Origin of the sequence: Cellulomonas palmilytica, from assembly GCF_021590045.1 — a bacterium.
Classification (GTDB): Bacteria; Actinomycetota; Actinomycetes; order Actinomycetales; family Cellulomonadaceae; genus Cellulomonas; species Cellulomonas palmilytica.
In genome coordinates this window covers 2,853,468-2,869,829 of record NZ_CP062221.1, presented here as the reverse complement: position 1 = coordinate 2,869,829, position 16,362 = coordinate 2,853,468, and the positions used below count along the sequence as shown (strand labels likewise).

Annotated in this window: 15 protein-coding genes; 7 read left to right on the top strand and 8 right to left on the bottom strand. The window is 71.7% G+C overall.

Features of this window, described 5'->3' with window-relative positions; all coding sequences use genetic code 11:
* Positions 1–45: 45 nt before the first annotated feature.
* The 3 genes from ctaC to F1D97_RS12930 are packed head-to-tail and all read left to right on the top strand — an operon-like array spanning position 46 to position 3,130.
* The gene (ctaC, locus tag F1D97_RS12940; protein ID WP_236120894.1) at positions 46–924 is read left to right on the top strand and encodes an aa3-type cytochrome oxidase subunit II; all 879 of its coding nucleotides are present in this window, start codon (positions 46–48) and stop codon (positions 922–924) included.
* Positions 924–2,735: an aa3-type cytochrome oxidase subunit I gene (ctaD, locus tag F1D97_RS12935; RefSeq protein ID WP_236120893.1), complete on the top strand. Its 1,812-nt coding sequence runs from the start codon at positions 924–926 to the stop codon at positions 2,733–2,735. Before ctaC ends, ctaD begins: the two co-directional genes overlap by 1 nt.
* The gene (locus tag F1D97_RS12930; protein WP_236120892.1) at positions 2,732–3,130 is read left to right on the top strand and encodes a cytochrome c oxidase subunit 4; all 399 of its coding nucleotides are present in this window, start codon (positions 2,732–2,734) and stop codon (positions 3,128–3,130) included. The genes ctaD and F1D97_RS12930 overlap by 4 nt, the downstream gene beginning before the upstream one ends.
* A 418-nt stretch (positions 3,131–3,548) precedes the next feature.
* On the opposite strand, the gene F1D97_RS12925 is transcribed toward F1D97_RS12930, so the two are convergent.
* The 5 genes from F1D97_RS12925 to ctaE form a co-directional block, all read right to left on the bottom strand.
* Complete coding sequence (locus F1D97_RS12925) at positions 3,549–4,178, bottom strand: superoxide dismutase (RefSeq protein ID WP_236120891.1); 630 nt, start codon at positions 4,176–4,178, stop codon at positions 3,549–3,551.
* 110 nt (positions 4,179–4,288) lie between these two features.
* A complete protein-coding gene (gene qcrB / locus F1D97_RS12920; protein ID WP_236120890.1) occupies positions 4,289–6,010 on the bottom strand; it encodes a cytochrome bc1 complex cytochrome b subunit in 1,722 nt (573 codons plus the stop codon).
* Positions 6,007–7,050 carry a cytochrome bc1 complex Rieske iron-sulfur subunit gene (qcrA, locus tag F1D97_RS12915; RefSeq protein ID WP_396022520.1) on the bottom strand — a complete coding sequence of 348 codons (1,044 nt, stop codon included), beginning with the start codon at positions 7,048–7,050 and terminating at the stop codon, positions 6,007–6,009. Before qcrA ends, qcrB begins: the two co-directional genes overlap by 4 nt.
* On the bottom strand, positions 7,047–7,832 hold the full coding sequence (qcrC, locus tag F1D97_RS12910; RefSeq protein ID WP_236120889.1) for a cytochrome bc1 complex diheme cytochrome c subunit: 786 nt from the start codon (positions 7,830–7,832) through the stop codon (positions 7,047–7,049). The genes qcrA and qcrC overlap by 4 nt, the downstream gene beginning before the upstream one ends.
* 62 nt (positions 7,833–7,894) lie before the next feature.
* Positions 7,895–8,542, bottom strand: a complete 648-nt coding sequence (ctaE, locus tag F1D97_RS12905) for an aa3-type cytochrome oxidase subunit III (RefSeq protein ID WP_236120888.1) — start codon at positions 8,540–8,542, stop codon at positions 7,895–7,897.
* Positions 8,543–8,816: 274 nt separating this feature from the next.
* Here ctaE and F1D97_RS12900 point away from each other — a divergent pair, with 274 nt between their 5' ends.
* Together F1D97_RS12900 and trpD are read left to right on the top strand one after the other, a co-directional pair.
* Complete coding sequence (locus F1D97_RS12900; protein ID WP_236120887.1) at positions 8,817–9,242, top strand: response regulator; 426 nt, start codon at positions 8,817–8,819, stop codon at positions 9,240–9,242.
* Entirely contained in the window at positions 9,239–10,282 is a 1,044-nt protein-coding gene (gene trpD / locus F1D97_RS12895) for an anthranilate phosphoribosyltransferase (RefSeq protein WP_236120886.1), read from the top strand. The genes F1D97_RS12900 and trpD overlap by 4 nt, the downstream gene beginning before the upstream one ends.
* A 90-nt stretch (positions 10,283–10,372) precedes the next feature.
* Here trpD and F1D97_RS12890 read toward each other — a convergent pair whose 3' ends face one another.
* On the bottom strand, positions 10,373–10,654 hold the full coding sequence (locus F1D97_RS12890; RefSeq protein ID WP_094180219.1) for an Lrp/AsnC family transcriptional regulator: 282 nt from the start codon (positions 10,652–10,654) through the stop codon (positions 10,373–10,375).
* A gap of 24 nt (positions 10,655–10,678) precedes the next feature.
* Positions 10,679–12,619 carry a DEDD exonuclease domain-containing protein gene (locus F1D97_RS12885; RefSeq protein WP_236120885.1) on the bottom strand — a complete coding sequence of 647 codons (1,941 nt, stop codon included), beginning with the start codon at positions 12,617–12,619 and terminating at the stop codon, positions 10,679–10,681.
* An 83-nt stretch (positions 12,620–12,702) separates the two neighbouring features.
* Here F1D97_RS12885 and F1D97_RS12880 point away from each other — a divergent pair, with 83 nt between their 5' ends.
* Both F1D97_RS12880 and F1D97_RS12875 read left to right on the top strand, forming a co-directional pair.
* Positions 12,703–14,061 carry an NYN domain-containing protein gene (locus F1D97_RS12880; RefSeq protein ID WP_236120884.1) on the top strand — a complete coding sequence of 453 codons (1,359 nt, stop codon included), beginning with the start codon at positions 12,703–12,705 and terminating at the stop codon, positions 14,059–14,061.
* Between the two features lie 80 nt (positions 14,062–14,141).
* Positions 14,142–14,384, top strand: coding sequence for a hypothetical protein (locus tag F1D97_RS12875; protein WP_236120883.1), 243 nt, complete (start codon positions 14,142–14,144; stop codon positions 14,382–14,384).
* 78 nt (positions 14,385–14,462) lie between these two features.
* Here the strand turns inward: F1D97_RS12875 and F1D97_RS12870 are convergent, their stop codons facing one another.
* A complete protein-coding gene (locus tag F1D97_RS12870; protein ID WP_236120882.1) occupies positions 14,463–16,286 on the bottom strand; it encodes an AMP-dependent synthetase/ligase in 1,824 nt (607 codons plus the stop codon).
* Positions 16,287–16,362: the final 76 nt, after the last annotated feature.

Here is a 16,362-nt window from a genome sequence, read left to right as displayed (position 1 = left end):
CTCCCGGGTGCCGCGGACCGCGGGACGCGAGCGAGAGGTCCCCCGTTGCACCCGGAAACCCCCCGCCGGACGCGGCGCCCGGCCCTGAAGTGGGCAGGCATCGCGGCCGTCGCAGCTGTGGCACTGAGCGGATGCTCCGAGCAGGTCGAGCGCGGCTGGCTGCCCGGCAGCTCTGACGCCGAGGTCACGAACCAGACGGGCCGCATCGCGGACCTGTGGGTCGGCTCGTGGATCGCCGCGCTGATCGTCGGCCTCATCACGTGGGGCCTGATGCTCTGGTGCGTCGCCGTGTACCGCAAGCGCAAGTCGGACGACGTGCTGCCGGTCCAGCTCCGCTACCACGTGCCGCTCGAGATCATGTACGTGATCCTCCCGATCGTCATGATCGGCGTGCTGTTCTACTACACGAACCGCGACATGACCGAGATCAACGACACGTCCGGCGAGGCCGACGTGCACGTGCAGGCCATCGGCAAGCAGTGGAGCTGGGACTTCAACTACCTCGACGACGACGTGTTCGACACGGGCCAGCACGCCCAGAACGTCGGCACGACCGAGGGCGTCCTCGACGACCAGATCACCCTCTACCTGCCCGTCGGCGAGACGGTCGAGTTCACGCTCGACTCGCGCGACGTCATCCACTCGTTCTGGGTGCCGGCGTTCCTCTACAAGATGGACATGATCCCGGGGAAGACGAACCACTTCCAGGTCACGCCCGAGCAGGAGGGGCTCTACCGCGGCAAGTGCGCCGAGCTCTGCGGCGAGGAGCACTCCTCGATGCTCTTCAACGTGAAGGTCGTCTCGCGCGAGGAGTACGACGCGCACATCGACGAGCTCCGTGAGAAGGGGCAGACGGGTGCGCTGGGGCTCGAGTACAGCCGCAAGCAGGACCTGAACAGCACGAAGTGGGAGGACGAGAACTGATGGCCGCGGTCGTGGAGAACATCCCGGGCCTGGCGCCGTCGCGCCAGAGCCTCGGTCGCACCGTGGTCAAGTGGGTCACGTCCACCGACCACAAGACGATCGGGTACATGTACCTGATCACGAGCGTGATCTGGTTCGTCGTCGGCGGCCTCCTGGCGCTCCTCATCCGCGCCGAGCTGTTCACGCCCGGCATGGACCTGTTCCAGTCCAAGGAGCAGTACAACCAGGCGTTCACGATGCACGGCACGATCATGCTGCTGCTGTTCGCGACACCGCTGTTCGCGGGCTTCGCCAACGTGATCATGCCGCTGCAGATCGGTGCGCCCGACGTGGCGTTCCCGCGCCTGAACATGTTCGCGTTCTGGCTGTTCTTCTTCGGTGGCCTCATCGCCGCCGGGGGCTTCCTCACGCCGCAGGGCGCCGCGTCGTTCGGGTGGTTCGCCTACGCTCCGCTGTCGAACACCGTGTACTCGCCGGGCCTCGGCGGTGACCTGTGGGTCTTCGGTCTCGCCCTCGGTGGCTTCGGCACGATCCTCGGTGCCGTCAACTTCATCACCACGATCGTCACGATGCGTGCGCCCGGCATGACGATGTTCCGGATGCCGATCTTCACGTGGAACACCCTCGTGACGTCGCTGCTCGTGCTCATGGCGTTCCCGCCGCTGGCCGCCGCGCTGTTCGCGCTCGGCGCCGACCGCCGCCTCGGCGCGCAGGTCTTCAACCCCGAGAACGGGGGAGCGCTGCTCTGGCAGCACCTGTTCTGGTTCTTCGGGCACCCCGAGGTCTACATCATCGCCCTGCCGTTCTTCGGCATCGTGACCGAGATCCTGCCGGTGTTCAGCCGCAAGCCGATCTTCGGCTACAAGGGTCTCGTCTACGCCACCATCGCGATCGCGGCCCTCTCGGTGACCGTGTGGGCCCACCACATGTACGTCACGGGCTCGGTGCTGCTGCCGTTCTTCGCGTTCATGACGATGCTGATCGCGGTGCCGACCGGTGTGAAGTTCTTCAACTGGATCGGCACGATGTGGCGCGGGAAGCTCACGTTCGAGACCCCGATGCTCTGGGCCATCGGCTTCCTCGTGACGTTCCTCTTCGGCGGCCTGACGGGCATCATCCTGTCCAGCCCGGCGCTCGACTTCCACCTGTCCGACACCTACTTCGTGGTGGCGCACTTCCACTACGTCGTGTTCGGGACGGTCGTGTTCGCGATGTTCGCCGGCTTCTACTTCTGGTGGCCGAAGTTCACCGGGAAGATGCTGAACGAGCGCCTCGGCAAGATCCACTTCTGGACGCTGTTCATCGGCTTCCACACCACGTTCCTGGTGCAGCACTGGCTCGGCGTCATCGGCATGCCGCGTCGGTACGCGGACTACGCCGAGGCCGACGGCTTCACGTGGATGAACCAGCTGTCGACCGTCGGTGCGATCATCCTCGGCGCCTCGATGCTGCCGTTCTTCTGGAACGTGTACACCACGGCGCGGAACGCGCCGAAGGTCACCGTCGACGACCCGTGGGGCTTCGGCGCCTCGCTCGAGTGGGCCACGTCCTGCCCGCCGCCGCGGCACAACTTCACGTCGCTTCCCCGCATCCGCTCGGAGCGCCCCGCGTTCGACCTGCACCACCCGGAGGTCGCCGCGATGGACTTCGTCGAGCCGGACCCGGGCCCGCTCGACTGGGAGGCCCAGCGCACGGGTGAGGTCAGCACGGCCGCCGAGCGCGTCGCGAACGGCACCGGTGAGCCCGAGCAGTCCACGACGACGATCGTCGACGAGCCCCGCACGAACCCGAACGAGGAGGGCACGAAGTGAAGCTCGAGGCCAAGCTCTTCGGTTACGGGATCGCGTTCTTCGTCCCCGTCGGCCTCGTCTACGCGCTCTGGAGCGACGGCGAGCCCGTCGGCACCGTCGCCATCCCGCTCGTCGGCGGCCTCGTCGGGATGATCGGCGCGTACTTCGCGCTCCTCGCGCGGCGCATCGACCCTCGCCCCGAGGACGACGAGCACGGCGAGATCGAGCAGGGCGCCGGCGACCAGGGCGTGTACGCGCCGTGGTCCTGGTGGCCGCTCGCCATCGGCGCCGCGTCCGCGATCACGTTCCTCGGCCTCGCGGTCGGGTGGTGGCTGGTCGGCGTCGGCGCCGTGATCGGCGTGATCGGTCTCGTCGGCTGGGTGTTCGAGTTCTCTCGCGGACAGCACGCGCACTGACGTCAGCACGACTCACGAGGCCCCGACCGGCTAGGCCGGCCGGGGCCTCGTCATTCGTGTCGTCGTCGGCTCACTCGAGCTCGACGCCCTGACCGTCCACCCCGCCCTTCCGCCGCCTCAGCGCGCCCGAAGCCGGAGCGATCGCAGGGTCGTGGGGATCCCTGACCGTCGATCCCGTCCTTCCTCCGGCTCAGCCCGGCCGGAGCCGGAGCAACCGCGGGGTCGTCGGGACCCTGGCCGGCGACCCCGTCCTTCCTCCGGCTCAGCGCCCCTGGAGCCGGAGGAATCGCGGGGTGGGCGGGTGTGGGCGGCCCGCTGGCGCCGCTGCGGCCCGTCAGGACGGCCAGATGTGGTCTCCCGGTGCTCGGGGACGCCGAAGGCCGCCACACGGTGCGTGGCGGCCTTCGAGAGGAGTGCGTCAGACGGTCGGGACGATGAGGCCCGCAGTCTGCGAACGCGCACGCTCGAAGCGCGCAGCAGCGTCCGCCCAGTTGACGATGTTCCACCACGCCTTGACGTAGTCCGCCTTGACGTTGACGTAGTCGAGGTAGAACGCGTGCTCCCACATGTCGAGCACGACGATCGGCACGAGGCCGAGCGGGAAGTTGCTCTGCTGGTCGTAGAGCTGGAAGATCGCGAGCTTCTGCCCGACCGAGTCCCAGCCGAGGATCGACCAGCCGGAGCCCTGGATGCCCACGGCGTTGGCGGCGAAGTGCTTCTGGAAGCCGTCGAACGACCCGAAGAACTCGTCGATCGCCGCGGCGAGCTCGCCCGTAGGCTTGTCGCCGCCCTCGGGGGAGAGGTTCTGCCAGAAGACCGAGTGGTTCACGTGGCCACCGAGGTTGAACGCGAGGTTCTTCTCGTGGAGGTTGACCGCACCGAGGTCACCGGACTCGCGTGCCTCGGCCAGCTTCTCGAGCGCCGTGTTGGCGCCGGTGACGTAGGCGGCGTGGTGCTTGTCGTGGTGCAGCTCCATGATCCGGCCGGAGATGTGCGGCTCGAGGGCCGCGTAGTCGTACGGCAGGTCCGGAAGCGTGTAGTCAGCCATGCGTGAGTACCTCTCCTGCGTCGTGCGGGAACGAGCAGCTCCCGCTGGGTACGAGTAGGGCGGCCCGCCGGAGTGGCGAGCCGCCCGACCCAGTCAACTCTCGTCCGGGATCAGTGATTCCGCTCGTCGGCGGTCGTCTCGGATGCTGGAGACCCGGCGCCGACCTGCGCGGGGACCCCGTGGGAGCCCTCGACGGCGTGGTCGTCGTGGTGGCCGTGCGCCGCGTGCGCGGCGGCCAGCTCGGCCGGCGTGACGGGCTCGACACGGTCCTCGTAGAACAGCTGCGAGAGCCGCTGCCGCAGGCGGTCCGCCTTGTACCCCTTGCGGCGCACGCCGCGCGAGTCCTCGGCGGGCTCGATCTCGAGCGGGCGGATGGCCTCGTGCTGCACGCGGAGCCAGCGCTCGTGCGCGTCCAGCGGCTTGTGGACCTCGATGTACTCACCGGACGCGTAGCGCACGATGCGTCCGGTCTCGTGGCCGTGCAGCACCAGCTCGCGGTCCTTGCGCTGGAGCCCGAGGCAGATGCGCTTGGTGACGACGAACGCGAACCACGGGCCGAGGAAGATCAGCACGCGGAACGCCCACGTGATGTCGTTGATCGACAGGTGGAAGTGCGTCGCGATGAGGTCGTTCGACCCCGCGAGCACGAGGATCGCGAACGCCACGAGGAGCGAGACGCCGAACGCGGTGCGGAACGGGCGGTTGCGCGGGCGGTCGAGCACGTGGTGCTCGCTCTTGTCGCCGGTGGCGAACGACTCGATGAACGGGTACGCACCCAGCAGCGTGAAGAGGATGCCGGGGACCACCATGGCCGGGATGATCACGTTCAGGCTGAGCGTGTAGCTGCCGAGCATGATCTCCGTCTGCCCCGGCATCAGTCGCAGGGACCCTTCGAGGAACAGCATGTACCAGTCGGGCTGGGCACCCGCGGACACCGGCGACGGGTCGTACGGTCCGTAGTTCCACACGGGGTTGATCGACATCGTGCCCGCCATGAGCGCGATGACGCCGAACACCACGAAGAAGTTGAACAGCAGCTTGCCCGCGTACGCCGGCAGGGCGGGGTAGCCCACGACGTTGGTGTTGGTGCGGCCCGAGCCCGGGTACTGCGTGTGCTTGTGCATCACCATGAGGAACAGGTGCAGGCCGATGAGCGCGAGGATCAGGCCGGGCACGAGCAGGATGTGCACGGTGAACAGGCGCGGGATGAGGTCCGTGCCGGGGAACTCGCCGCCGAAGACGAAGTACGACAGGTACGACCCGATGATCGGGATCGCCTTGACGACGCCGTCGGTGATGCGCAGGCCGTTGCCGGAGAGCACGTCGTCGGGGAGCGAGTAGCCGGAGAAGCCGGCGGCGAGGCCGAGGATCAGCAGCACGAAGCCGACGAGCCAGTTGATCTCGCGCGGCTTGCGGAACGCGCCGGTGAAGAAGACGCGGAACATGTGGACCACGATCGACGCCATGAAGATCAGCGCCGCCCAGTGGTGGATCTGCCGCATGAGCAGACCGCCGCGGACCTCGAACGACAGGCGCAGCGTCGAGGAGAACGCCTCGGACATCTCGACGCCGTTCATCGACGGCCAGGGGCCCTCGTAGTGCGTCTCGGCCATGCTCGGCACGAAGAACAGCGTCAGGAACACGCCCGAGACGAGCAGCGTGACGAAGCTGTAGAGCGCGATCTCACCGAGGAAGAACGACCAGTGGTCCGGGAAGACCTTGCGTGCGAAGAACTTGACCGCGTTGCCGATGCCGGTGCGCTGGTCCAGGTAGTCCGCCGTGGCGCCCGCGGCCTTGGCGCCGCGCGTGGGGGCAGTCTTGAGCTCGCTCACTTGGTCGCACGCTCCCAGAAGCTCGGGCCGATGGGCTCGGCGAAGTCGCCCTGCGCGACGAGGTAGCCCTCGTCGTCCACGGTGATCGGCAGCTGCGGGAGCGGACGCTTGGCGGGGCCGAAGACGACCTTGCAGCTGTCGGCCACGTCGAACGTCGACTGGTGGCAGGGGCAGAGCAGGTGGTGGGTCTGCTGCTCGTACAGGGCCACGGGGCAGCCCACGTGCGTGCAGATCTTCGAGTAGGCGACGATGCCGTCGTGCGACCAGGTCTCACCCTCGGGCGACTGGTCGGACTTGAGGTCGCGCGGGTCGAGGCGCACCAGCAGGACGACGGCCTTGGCCTTCTCGTCGAGCTTGCCCTCGTGCAGGTCGTTGAGGCCCTCGGGGATGACGTGCCACACGTCGCCGATCGTGACGTCCGACGCCTTGATCGGGCGGCCGGTCGGGTCGGTCGCGAGGCGCGTGCCCTTCTTCCAGATCGTGTGCTTGAACTTGCGCACGTTCCAGTCCTCGCCGACGTTGCCGATCAGCGGGACGAGGATCGACAGCGGGAAGAGTGCGAGCGCCGTGACACCCGCGCCGATGATCGCGCCACGGCGCGTGAGGCCGGAGTCCTCGCCGCCGTCCTTGAGCATCTGGACGGCGACCTCGCGGGTCTCGTCCGAGGAGCGCAGCTCGTGCCGCTCCTCGACGTACTCGCGGTTGCTCATGAGCAGCTTGATGTAGTAGTTGCCGCCGATGCCGATCCCGAGCAGGCAGACCGCGAGGCCCACGCCGAGGACGAGGTTGGACAGGCGCATCGAGCCGACGGTCTCGCCGGGCGGGAGCGCGAAGTACGCCCAGATCACCGCGATGGTGCCGAGGATCGACAGGGTCAGCAGCAGGAGGACCTGGCGCTCCACGCGCTTCGAGACGCGGGGGTCGACGTCGGCCTGGCGCGGCTTGTGCTCGTGCAGACCCGGGTTCTCGAACCGCGCGGGCGCCGCGCCCTGCGCGCCGGAGACCGTGATCTCCTGGTGGGAGTCGTGGGGGGTGCTCACGAGGACTTCGCTCCGATCCAGACAGAGATGCCGAGCAGCAGGCCGAGGCCGACGACCCAGGCCCACAGGCCCTCGCTCACGGGGCCGAGCGAGCCGAGGTCGAGACCGCCGGGCGAGCCGTTGCCCTGCTCGTCGATGAACGCGATGATGTCGCGCTTCTCCTCGGGCGTGAGGTTCGCGTCGTTGAACACCGGCATCGACTGCGGGCCCGTGAGCATCGCCTCGTAGAGGTGCGTCGGCGTGGTGTCCCACAGGTTCGGGGCGAACTTGCCCTGCGAGAGGGCACCGCCCGCGCCGATGGCGTTGTGGCACATCGCGCAGTTGGTGCGGAAGAGCGCCATGCCGGAGGCCGAGTCGCCGAGGGCGGGGTCGACCATCTCCGCCGTCGGGATGGACGGGCCCGCGCCGAGCGACGCGACGTACGCCGCGAGCTGCGCGATCTGCTCGTCCGTGAACTGCACGGGCTTCGCCTGGGCCTGCGGCCCGCTCATCTGCATCGGCATGCGACCGGTGCCGACCTGGAAGTCGACGGCTGCGGCGCCCACACCGATCAGCGACGGGGCGCTGTCGGTGCCGGCCGCGGACGGTCCGTGGCAGGTGGAGCAGTTGGCCTGGAACAGCTTCTCGCCGGCGGCGATGTCGTCAGCGGTCGCGGTCTTCGTGGCGGCCTGGGCCGACGAAGGGGCGACCACGGCGTACACCGCACCGACCAGCAGCAGCGCCAGCAGGAGCAGCAAGGCCGGTGCACGCCGGTCGTGCCTGCGGGCTGCGAGTGCCTTCACGGATCGATCCTCGTCTCGCAAGTAAGGGGGCAGGGGCGGGGCTGCGTCAGCGCAGCGGGTAGTCAGCGCAGCAGGTAGATGACCGCGAACAGCGCGATCCACACGACGTCGACGAAGTGCCAGTAGTACGACGTCACGATCGCGGTGGTCGCCTCGTGGTGACCGAACCGCTTGGCCGAGAACGAGCGGCCCAGCAGGAACAGGAAGGCGATGAGACCGCCCACGACGTGCAGGCCGTGGAAGCCGGTCGTCAGGTAGAAGACCGAGCCGTACGGGCTGGACGAGATCGTCAGGCCCTCGTGCACCAGCTCGGCGTACTCGTAGACCTGGCCGCCGATGAAGAACGCGCCCATGACGTACGTGAGCGTCATCCACTCGTTCATGCCCCAGCGGTTGACCTGCAGGAGCGAGCCGCTGCGTACGGGCTGGAAGCGCTCGGCGGCCCACACGCCCATCTGGCACGTCACCGACGACAGCACCAGGACGGTCGTGTTGATCGCCGCGAAGGTCAGGTTGAGCTTGGCGGTCTGCTCCGCGAACTCCTCGGGCACCGCGGCGCGCACCGTGAAGTACATGGCGAAGAGGCCGGCGAAGAACATCAGCTCGCTGGCGAGCCACACGATCGTGCCGACCGACACAGGGTTCGGTCGGTTGACGCTCACGTGGGGGGCAGAGCGAGGGGCAGCCGTTGCGGTCGACACGGTCGCCATTATGGCCGATCCGAGGTCCGCATGGGTCATTGGGCCCAGGCGCGGCGGGCGGTAAATGTCACACCGTCATGATCTCGGGGCCTTCCGGACGTCGCGACGGGGCCGCGGAGCGGCCGTGCGTCGCCCGTGGAGACGAGGTGAACACGGGGTGCGGCCCGTCGCGGGTGCACGTGACGCGCCCCACACGGTCCACCTCCCGTCCGGGTCGTCGTGTCCTGCGTCACGTCGTGCCAAGATTCCTTCGACGCACGTCGACGACGAGTGAGGAAGCACCATGAGCACCGCCCAGGACCAGGCCGCCGCGACCCACGGACCGCGGATCGTCCTCTACAGCGACGACGTGGACGTGCGCGCCCAGGTGCGGCTCGCGCTCGGCCCGCGCCTGCAGCACGGCGCGCCCGCGATCGACTGGGTCGAGGCGGCCACCCCGGCCGCGGTCGTCGCCGCGACCGAGGCCGGCGGCGTCGACCTGCTCGTGCTCGACGGCGAGGCCGACAAGCTCGGCGGCATGGGCCTGGGCCGTCAGCTCAAGGAGGAGGTCTACCGCTGTCCTCCGGTGCTCGTGCTCACGGGGCGCCCGCAGGACGCGTGGCTCGCCTCGTGGTCGAACGCCGACGCGACCGTGAGCCGCCCCCTCGACCCGCTGGAGCTGCACCGCACGGTCGTCGAGCTGCTCGCCGCGCAGGCCGTCGCCGGATGAGCCCCGCCACCACCTGGCCCGACCTGCTGACGGGTCTCGTCGCGCGTCAGGACCTCACGGCGGAGCAGACGTCGTGGGCGATGGACGAGATCATGCGCGGCGAGGCGTCGCCCGTGCAGATCGCGGGCTTCCTCGTGGGTCTGCGCGCCAAGGGGGAGACGGTCGAGGAGCTCATCGGGCTCGCCGAGACGATGCTCGCGCACGCGCACCGCATCGAGGTGCCCGGGCGCACGGTGGACATCGTCGGGACCGGCGGCGACCGCGCGCACACGGTGAACATCTCGACGATGGCGTCGCTCGTCATCGCGGGCACGGGCCTGCGCGTGGTCAAGCACGGCAACCGCGCGGCGTCGTCGTCGTCGGGCTCCGCGGACGTCCTCGAGCAGCTCGGCATCCGGCTGGACCACACTCCCGAGCGGGTCGCGCAGATCGCGACCGAGGCCGGCATCACGTTCTGCTTCGCGCAGGTGTTCCACCCGTCGTTCCGGCACACCGCGGTCGCCCGCGCGGGGCTGGGCATCGCGACGGCGTTCAACTTCCTCGGCCCGCTCACCAACCCCGCGCAGCCTCCGGCCGCCGCGATCGGCGTGGGTGACGGCCGCATGGGACCGCTCATCGCGGGCGTGCTCGCCCGCCGGGGCGTGAGCGCGCTCGTGTTCCGTGGCGAGGACGGTCTGGACGAGATCGCGCCGACCGCCGCGACACGCATCTGGCAGGTCGCCGACGGGCGGGTCGACGAGCACGTCGTCGACTGGGGGGACCTCGGGGTCGCGCGCGTCGAGCTGGCCTCGCTGCGGGGCGCCGACGCGGCGCACAACGCGGGGGTCGCCCGAGCGCTGCTCGACGGAGAGCCGGGACCGGTGCGCGAGACCGTGCTGCTCAACGCCGCCGCGGCGCTCGTCGCGGACGGCACCCTGCCCGGCACGGGCGAGGGCACGCTCCTCGAGCGGCTGGCCGCGGGCGTGGAGCACGCGCGCACGGCCGTCGACTCGGGAGCCGCACGCGAGTCGCTCGAGCGCTGGCGCCGCGCGAGCGCCTGAGCCGACTCGGCCTCAGCGACCGGGGACGAGGACCAGGACCGGCGTGGGTCGCGGTGCGCGGCGGGTCCGCCCGCGCGCACCGCGCCGCGGTCAGTCCTCGAGCCCGAGCGCGAACGCCTGGTCGAGGTCGTGCTGGCTGTACGTGCGGAACGCGATGTACGTCTGCGTGCGCAGCACGCCCTCGACCTTGCTCACCCGGTCGGCGATGACATCGGCGAGGTCGTCGTGCTCGCGCACGCGGACGAGGGCGATGAGGTCCACCTCGCCGGTCACCGAGTAGACCTCGCTGACGCCGCGGATGTCGGCGATCTGCGAGGCCACCTCGGGGATCCGGGCGGCGTCGGTCTCGATGAGGACGATGGCGGTCAGCATGAGCGCCATCATGCCGCGCGGGGGTCAGGCGGTGCGCGGCATCGCGTCCGGCGCGTCGGCGACGACCCGCTCGAGGTCGACGGGCGTCGCCGCGTCGTCGCGACCCGCGACCCGGCCGTGGGGCGGCACGGCACGGCCCGTCACCGCCGCCGCGTGCGCCGCGATCGCGGCTGCGGGCTCGACGTCGCCGAGTGCGGTCCGCACCGGCAGTGCCCACACCCCGACGACGTCGACGATCCGCACGCCGGGCCGCTCGAGCCAGTCGAGGACGAGGTCGGCCTCCTCGGGGTGGGCGGCAGCGGCCGGGGCGACCGGCACGGGCACGTGCTCGGCGGTCGCCCGCAGCGTCGCGATGGTCGGCCGCGGGTCGGTCGTCCGGTCGACGCGTGCGGTCGCCGCGAGCCGGCCGTGGCGGACGAGGACGATCTCCCAGCCCCCGTCGTCGCTGCGGCGCGCCGCGACGACCTCCGCGCAGCGCGCGACCGGACCCACGCGCTGCGCGCGGGCGGCGCCGCGCAGGAACGCCCCCAGGCGGTCGCGTACGGTCGCGGCCTCCTCGTAGCGCTGCTGCGCGACGAGTGCCTCGATGCGCTCGGCGTGGGCCCCGACGACGGGCGCGGGGTCGCCGAGCATCGCGGCCCGCACCCGGTCGGTCACCGAGGCGTAGGCATGGGCGTCCTGCCCGCCGACGCACGGCGCGCCGCACCGCCCCATGTCGGCGAGCGCGCACGCGGACGCCCCGGGAGCGGCCACGAGCGGCAGCCGGCGTGTGCACTGCCGCACCGGGAAGGACTCCTGCAGCGCCTCGAGCGCGAGCTGCGCGGAGCCCTGCGAGCCGAACGGGCCGATGTACGCGGCGCCCGGCTCGTCGCGAACCTCGCGCACGACGGACAGGCGCGGGTAGGGCTCGCTCGTCAGCCGGACCCAGGGCATCCGTTCGGGGAAGCGGGACCGGCGGTTGTAGCGGGGGGAGTGCTCCGCGATGAGCCGCAGCTCGCGCACGCGTGCCTCGAGCGGCGTCGCGCACACCACCGGGTCGACGCGTTCGGCGATGCGCACCATCTCCTGGATGCGGCCGCGCTTCTCGGACGACGTGAAGTACGAGCGCACGCGGGTGCGCAGCGACGTCGTCGACGTCCCGACGTAGAGGACCTCCTCGTTCGGGCCGCGGAACAGGTACACGCCGGGCGCGTCGGGCAGGCCGTCCGCGAGGGTGCGCTTGCGCCGCACCTCCTGCGGTACCGGGTCGGTCGCGGTCGCGAGGTCCTCGAGGTGGGTGACGCCGAGCGGACCGAGGCGGCCGAGCAGCGCGTGCAGCACGTCGACCGTGGCGCGGGCGTCCTCGAGCGCGCGGTGGTTGGGCGTGACCTGCGCGCCGAACAGCGCGGCGAGCGTCCCGAGCTTGTGGTTGGGCGCCTCGTCGCGCGTCACGACGCGGCGCGCGAGCCGCACCGTGTCGACCACGCGGTAGCCCGGCCACGCGTGCCCGGTGCGGGCCGCGGCGGCGCGCAGGAACCCCACGTCGAACGGCGCGTTGTGCGCCACGAGCACGCTGCCGTGCGCGAACTCCAGGAACGAGGGCAGGACCTCCTCGATCGGCGGTGCGCCGACGAGCATGGACGACGTGATGCCCGTGAGCACCTGGATGAACGGGGGGACCGGCCCGCCTGGGTCGACGAGCGTCTGGAACTCGCCGAGCACCTCGCCGCCGCGCACCTTGACCGCGCCGATCTCGGTGATGCCGCACTCCGCGGGGGTCCCACCCGTCGTCTCGAGGTCGACGACCACGAACGTCACCTCGGCGAGCGGGGTGCCGATCTCGTCGAGCGCGAGCTGCACGGGTGTGGGGCCGCCCGTCTTCGGTCCGCCCGTCGTCGGACCGCCCGTCGTCGCGCCGCCCTCTCCCGGCCCCGGCACCGGGTCGCCCACCCAGACGGGGCGCAGGCGGTGCAGGCTCGAACGCATGTCCCGGACCGTACCCCGGCGTTCCGACACGCCCCGTCGGCCCCGCCGCGCGTGTCGCGCACCGCGCGCCCTAGGGTGACGCCATGGTCGACGACGCGCAGGTCCCGGCGTCGCTGCGGGCCGAGCTCGTCGCGGTCGCCGCGCGCACGCTCGCGGGGTACGACCCGAGCGCGGTGCCGCCCGCGCTCCGGCGCGTCGCGGCGTTCGCCCCGGCGAAGCGCGCGACGGCGGGGGCCGTCCCGTTGTGGGGAGCCCTGGCCGACGAGCACTTCCGCTCGCGCACCGCGCGGACCTGGGCGGGGGAGCACCCGGACCTCGCGGCGGCGCTGGGTGTCGCCGAGCACGACGAGGCCGTCGGGCCCGAAGACCGTGAGGACGGGTCCGGCGACGGCGAGCCGGACGGCGAGCCGGCCCGGCCCGACGACGAGCGTGCAGGCGAGGACGCTCCCGCGCCTCCGGCTGCACCGCAGCCCTCGCTCGCCGCGGCGGCGGGGGCGTGGCTCCTGGGCGCGGACTGGCGGGCGCTGCTCCCGGCCGCGGCACCCGAGGCCCGAGCCGCGGGGGCCGGTGCGCCGTCCGACACCGTGGCGCGGCTGTCCGACGAGCTCGACCGGGCCCGAGCCGAGCGCGACGCCGCGCTCGAGGAGGTCGCGACGCTGCGCAAGCAGGCCCGCAAGCTGCGCTCGGACGCGGACCGCGCGCGTGCGGAGGGCCGCCGCGCGCTCGAGCAGGCCGCCGAGGAGCTCGCGCAGGCGCGCGCGGCGCGGGACGAGGCCGCGACGGCGCTCGAGGTCGCGGGCGACGAGCGGCGCGCGGCCGACGCGGAGCGGACCGCGGCACGCGCCGAGCTCCGGGTCGCCCGCAAGCTCGCGGACGCACGCGTGCGGCTGCTGCTCGACACGATCGTGGACGCCGCGAGCGGGCTGCGCACCGAGCTCGCCCTCCCGCCGACCACCGACCTGCCCGCCGACCTCGTCGCGCCGCCGCAGGAGGCCGCTCCGGCACGCCTCGGCTCGCGCGGCCGGCACGTCGACGACCCGGGGTTGCTGGACGAGCTGCTGCGCCAGCCGCGCGCGCACCTCGTCGTCGACGGGTACAACGTGACGAAGACGGGTTACGCCGAGCTCACGCTGGAGCGTCAGCGGCGCCTGCTCGTCGACGGTCTCGCGGGCCTGGCGACGCGCACGGGTGCGGAGGTCACGTGCTGCTTCGACGGCCGGCCGACGCCGCTCGCGCCGGGCACCCTCGCGCACGGCGTGCGGGTGCGGTTCTCGGTGGGGGAGATCGCCGACGACCTCATCCGCCGGCTCGTGCAGGCCGAGCCCGTGGGTCGCGTGGTGGTCGTCGTGACGAGCGACCAGGAGGTCGCCCGCGACGTCGAGGCCCGCGGCGCGTACGTGGTGCCGTCGGCGACGCTCGTCGCGCGGCTGCGGCACTCCTGACGGGAGCGCGGGGTCCGTCCGACGGACGTCCGCGCGGCGTGTCACCGGGCGTGTCGGAGGTCGGTCCTAGCGTCCGGCTCATGATCATCGACTGCGAGGGGTGTGTCGCCGGACCGGCCGCGTGCGGCGACTGCGTCGTCACGTTCGTGCTCGAGGTGCCGCGACGACGCGGCGCCGGCGGTGCGGGCGGGGACGACGGTCGGGTCGCGGACGTGCGCGAGCGGCCGCCGGTGTTCGAGCTCGACGAGGCGGAGCGAGCGGCGCTCGGCACGTTGTCGCAGCTGCGGCTCGTGCCGCCGCTGCGGATGGCCGAGGGCGGGTGAGGCCGTACGGCGAAGACGCCGGACGGGCGGGAGGTCCGTGGACCTCCCGCCCGTCCGGGGCTCGCTCTCGACGCGCCGTCAGCCGACGTCGTGCCCGCCGGTCGTCGGGTCGTACAGCGCCTCGACGTCCGCGGCGAAGTCCTTGAGGACGAGGGCGCGCTTCACGCTGAGCTTGGGCGTGAGGTAGCCGTTCGCGATCGTGAGGTCGGTGTCGAGGATGCGGTAGCGGCGGATCGACTCGGCGCGCGAGACGGCCTTGTTCGCGCGCGCGACGGCCTTGTCGATGGACGCGAGCACGTCGGGGTCCTTCGCGGCCTCCTCGAGCGTGAGGGCCGGCTTGCCGTGCGCCGTCAGCCAGCCGGGCACACCTTCGGGGTCGAGCGTCACGAGCGCCCCGATGTACGCGCGCTGGTCGCCGACGACCACGACCTGGCTGATGAGCGGGTGCCCGCGCAGCCGGTCCTCGAGCACCGCGGGTGCGACGTTCTTGCCGCCGGCGGTGACGATGATCTCCTTCTTGCGGCCCGTGATGGCCAGGAAGCCCTCGTCGTCGAGCGACCCGAGGTCGCCCGTGCGGAACCACCCGTCCGTCAGCGACTCCGCGGTCGCGGCCTCGTTGTCGTGGTAGCCGCGGAACACCTGGATGCCCTTGACCTCGACCTCGCCGTCCTCCGCGATCCGCACGGACGTGCCGGGCAGCGGCACGCCGACGGTCCCGATCTTCGTCCGCGCGGGGAGGTTCACCGTGGCGGGGGCGGTCGTCTCGGTGAGGCCGTAGCCCTCGAGCACGTGGAGGCCGACGCCGCGGTAGAAGTGCCCGAGGCGCTCGCCGAGCGGCGCGCCGCCCGAGATCGCCCAGCGTGCCTGGCCGCCGAGCAGCGCCCGGATCTTGTGGAGCACCAGCACGTCGGCGACCTTGTGCTGCAGGCGCAGCCACGGGCTCGGGCCCTTCGGGTCGTCCAGGGCGCGCGAGTAGACGATCGAGGTCTTCGCCGCGCGCTGGAAGATCGCGGCCTTGCCGCCCGCGGCGGCCTTCTGCTCGGCGCCGTTGTAGACCTTCTCGAACACGCGGGGGACCGCCAGCACGAACGTCGGCCGGAAGCTGCCGAGGTCCTCGATCAGCGTGCGCGTGTCGGACGAGTGCCCGAGGACCGCGCCCGCGGGGATGCACAGCACGTGGATGAACCGCGCGAACACGTGCGCCATCGGCAGGAACAGCAGCGTGCGCGCGCCCGGGTCGGAGACGACCTCCTGGAGCCCCTCGACCGCGTTGACGGTGAGCTCGTAGAAGTTCCCGTGCGTCAGCTCGACGCCCTTGGGGCGGCCGGTCGTGCCGGAGGTGTAGATGACGGTCGCGATGCTCGACAGGTCCGCGACCGACCGGCGGCGCGCGACCTCGTCGTCGGCGACCTCCGCCCCCGCGGCGACCAGCGTCTCGATCGCACCGTCGTCGATCGTCAGGACCTCGCGCAGGTCGGGCGCCTCCGCGCGGACCTCGTCGACGGTCGCGGCGTTGGCGGCGCTCTCGACGACGAGCACGGACACGCCCGCGTCGGTGAGGATCCAGGAGACCTGCTCGGCCGACGACGTCTCGTAGATCGGCACGGTGACGGCGCCCGCCGCCCAGATCGCCCAGTCGAGGAGCGTCCACTCGTAGCGCGTGCGCGACATGATCCCGACGCGGTCGCCCGGTGCGACGCCCTTGGCGACCAGGCCCTTCGCGACGGCGACGATCTCGGCGTCGAGCTCGCGCGTGGTGATCGGGATCCAGGGGCCGCTCTGCTCGGTCTTGTGCTCCACGACCACGCCGTCCGGGTCGGCCGCGAGCCGTTCCGCGAACAGGTCGTTGAGGTTGCGATCGCGCGGGATCTCGACGAGCAACGGTGTGCTGAACTCGACCATTCTGGCTCCATTGGCAGAGGCGACGGGTCCGACGAGGATACGGGACGTCCGTCCAGGTCGTCGGCCACCCGCACGC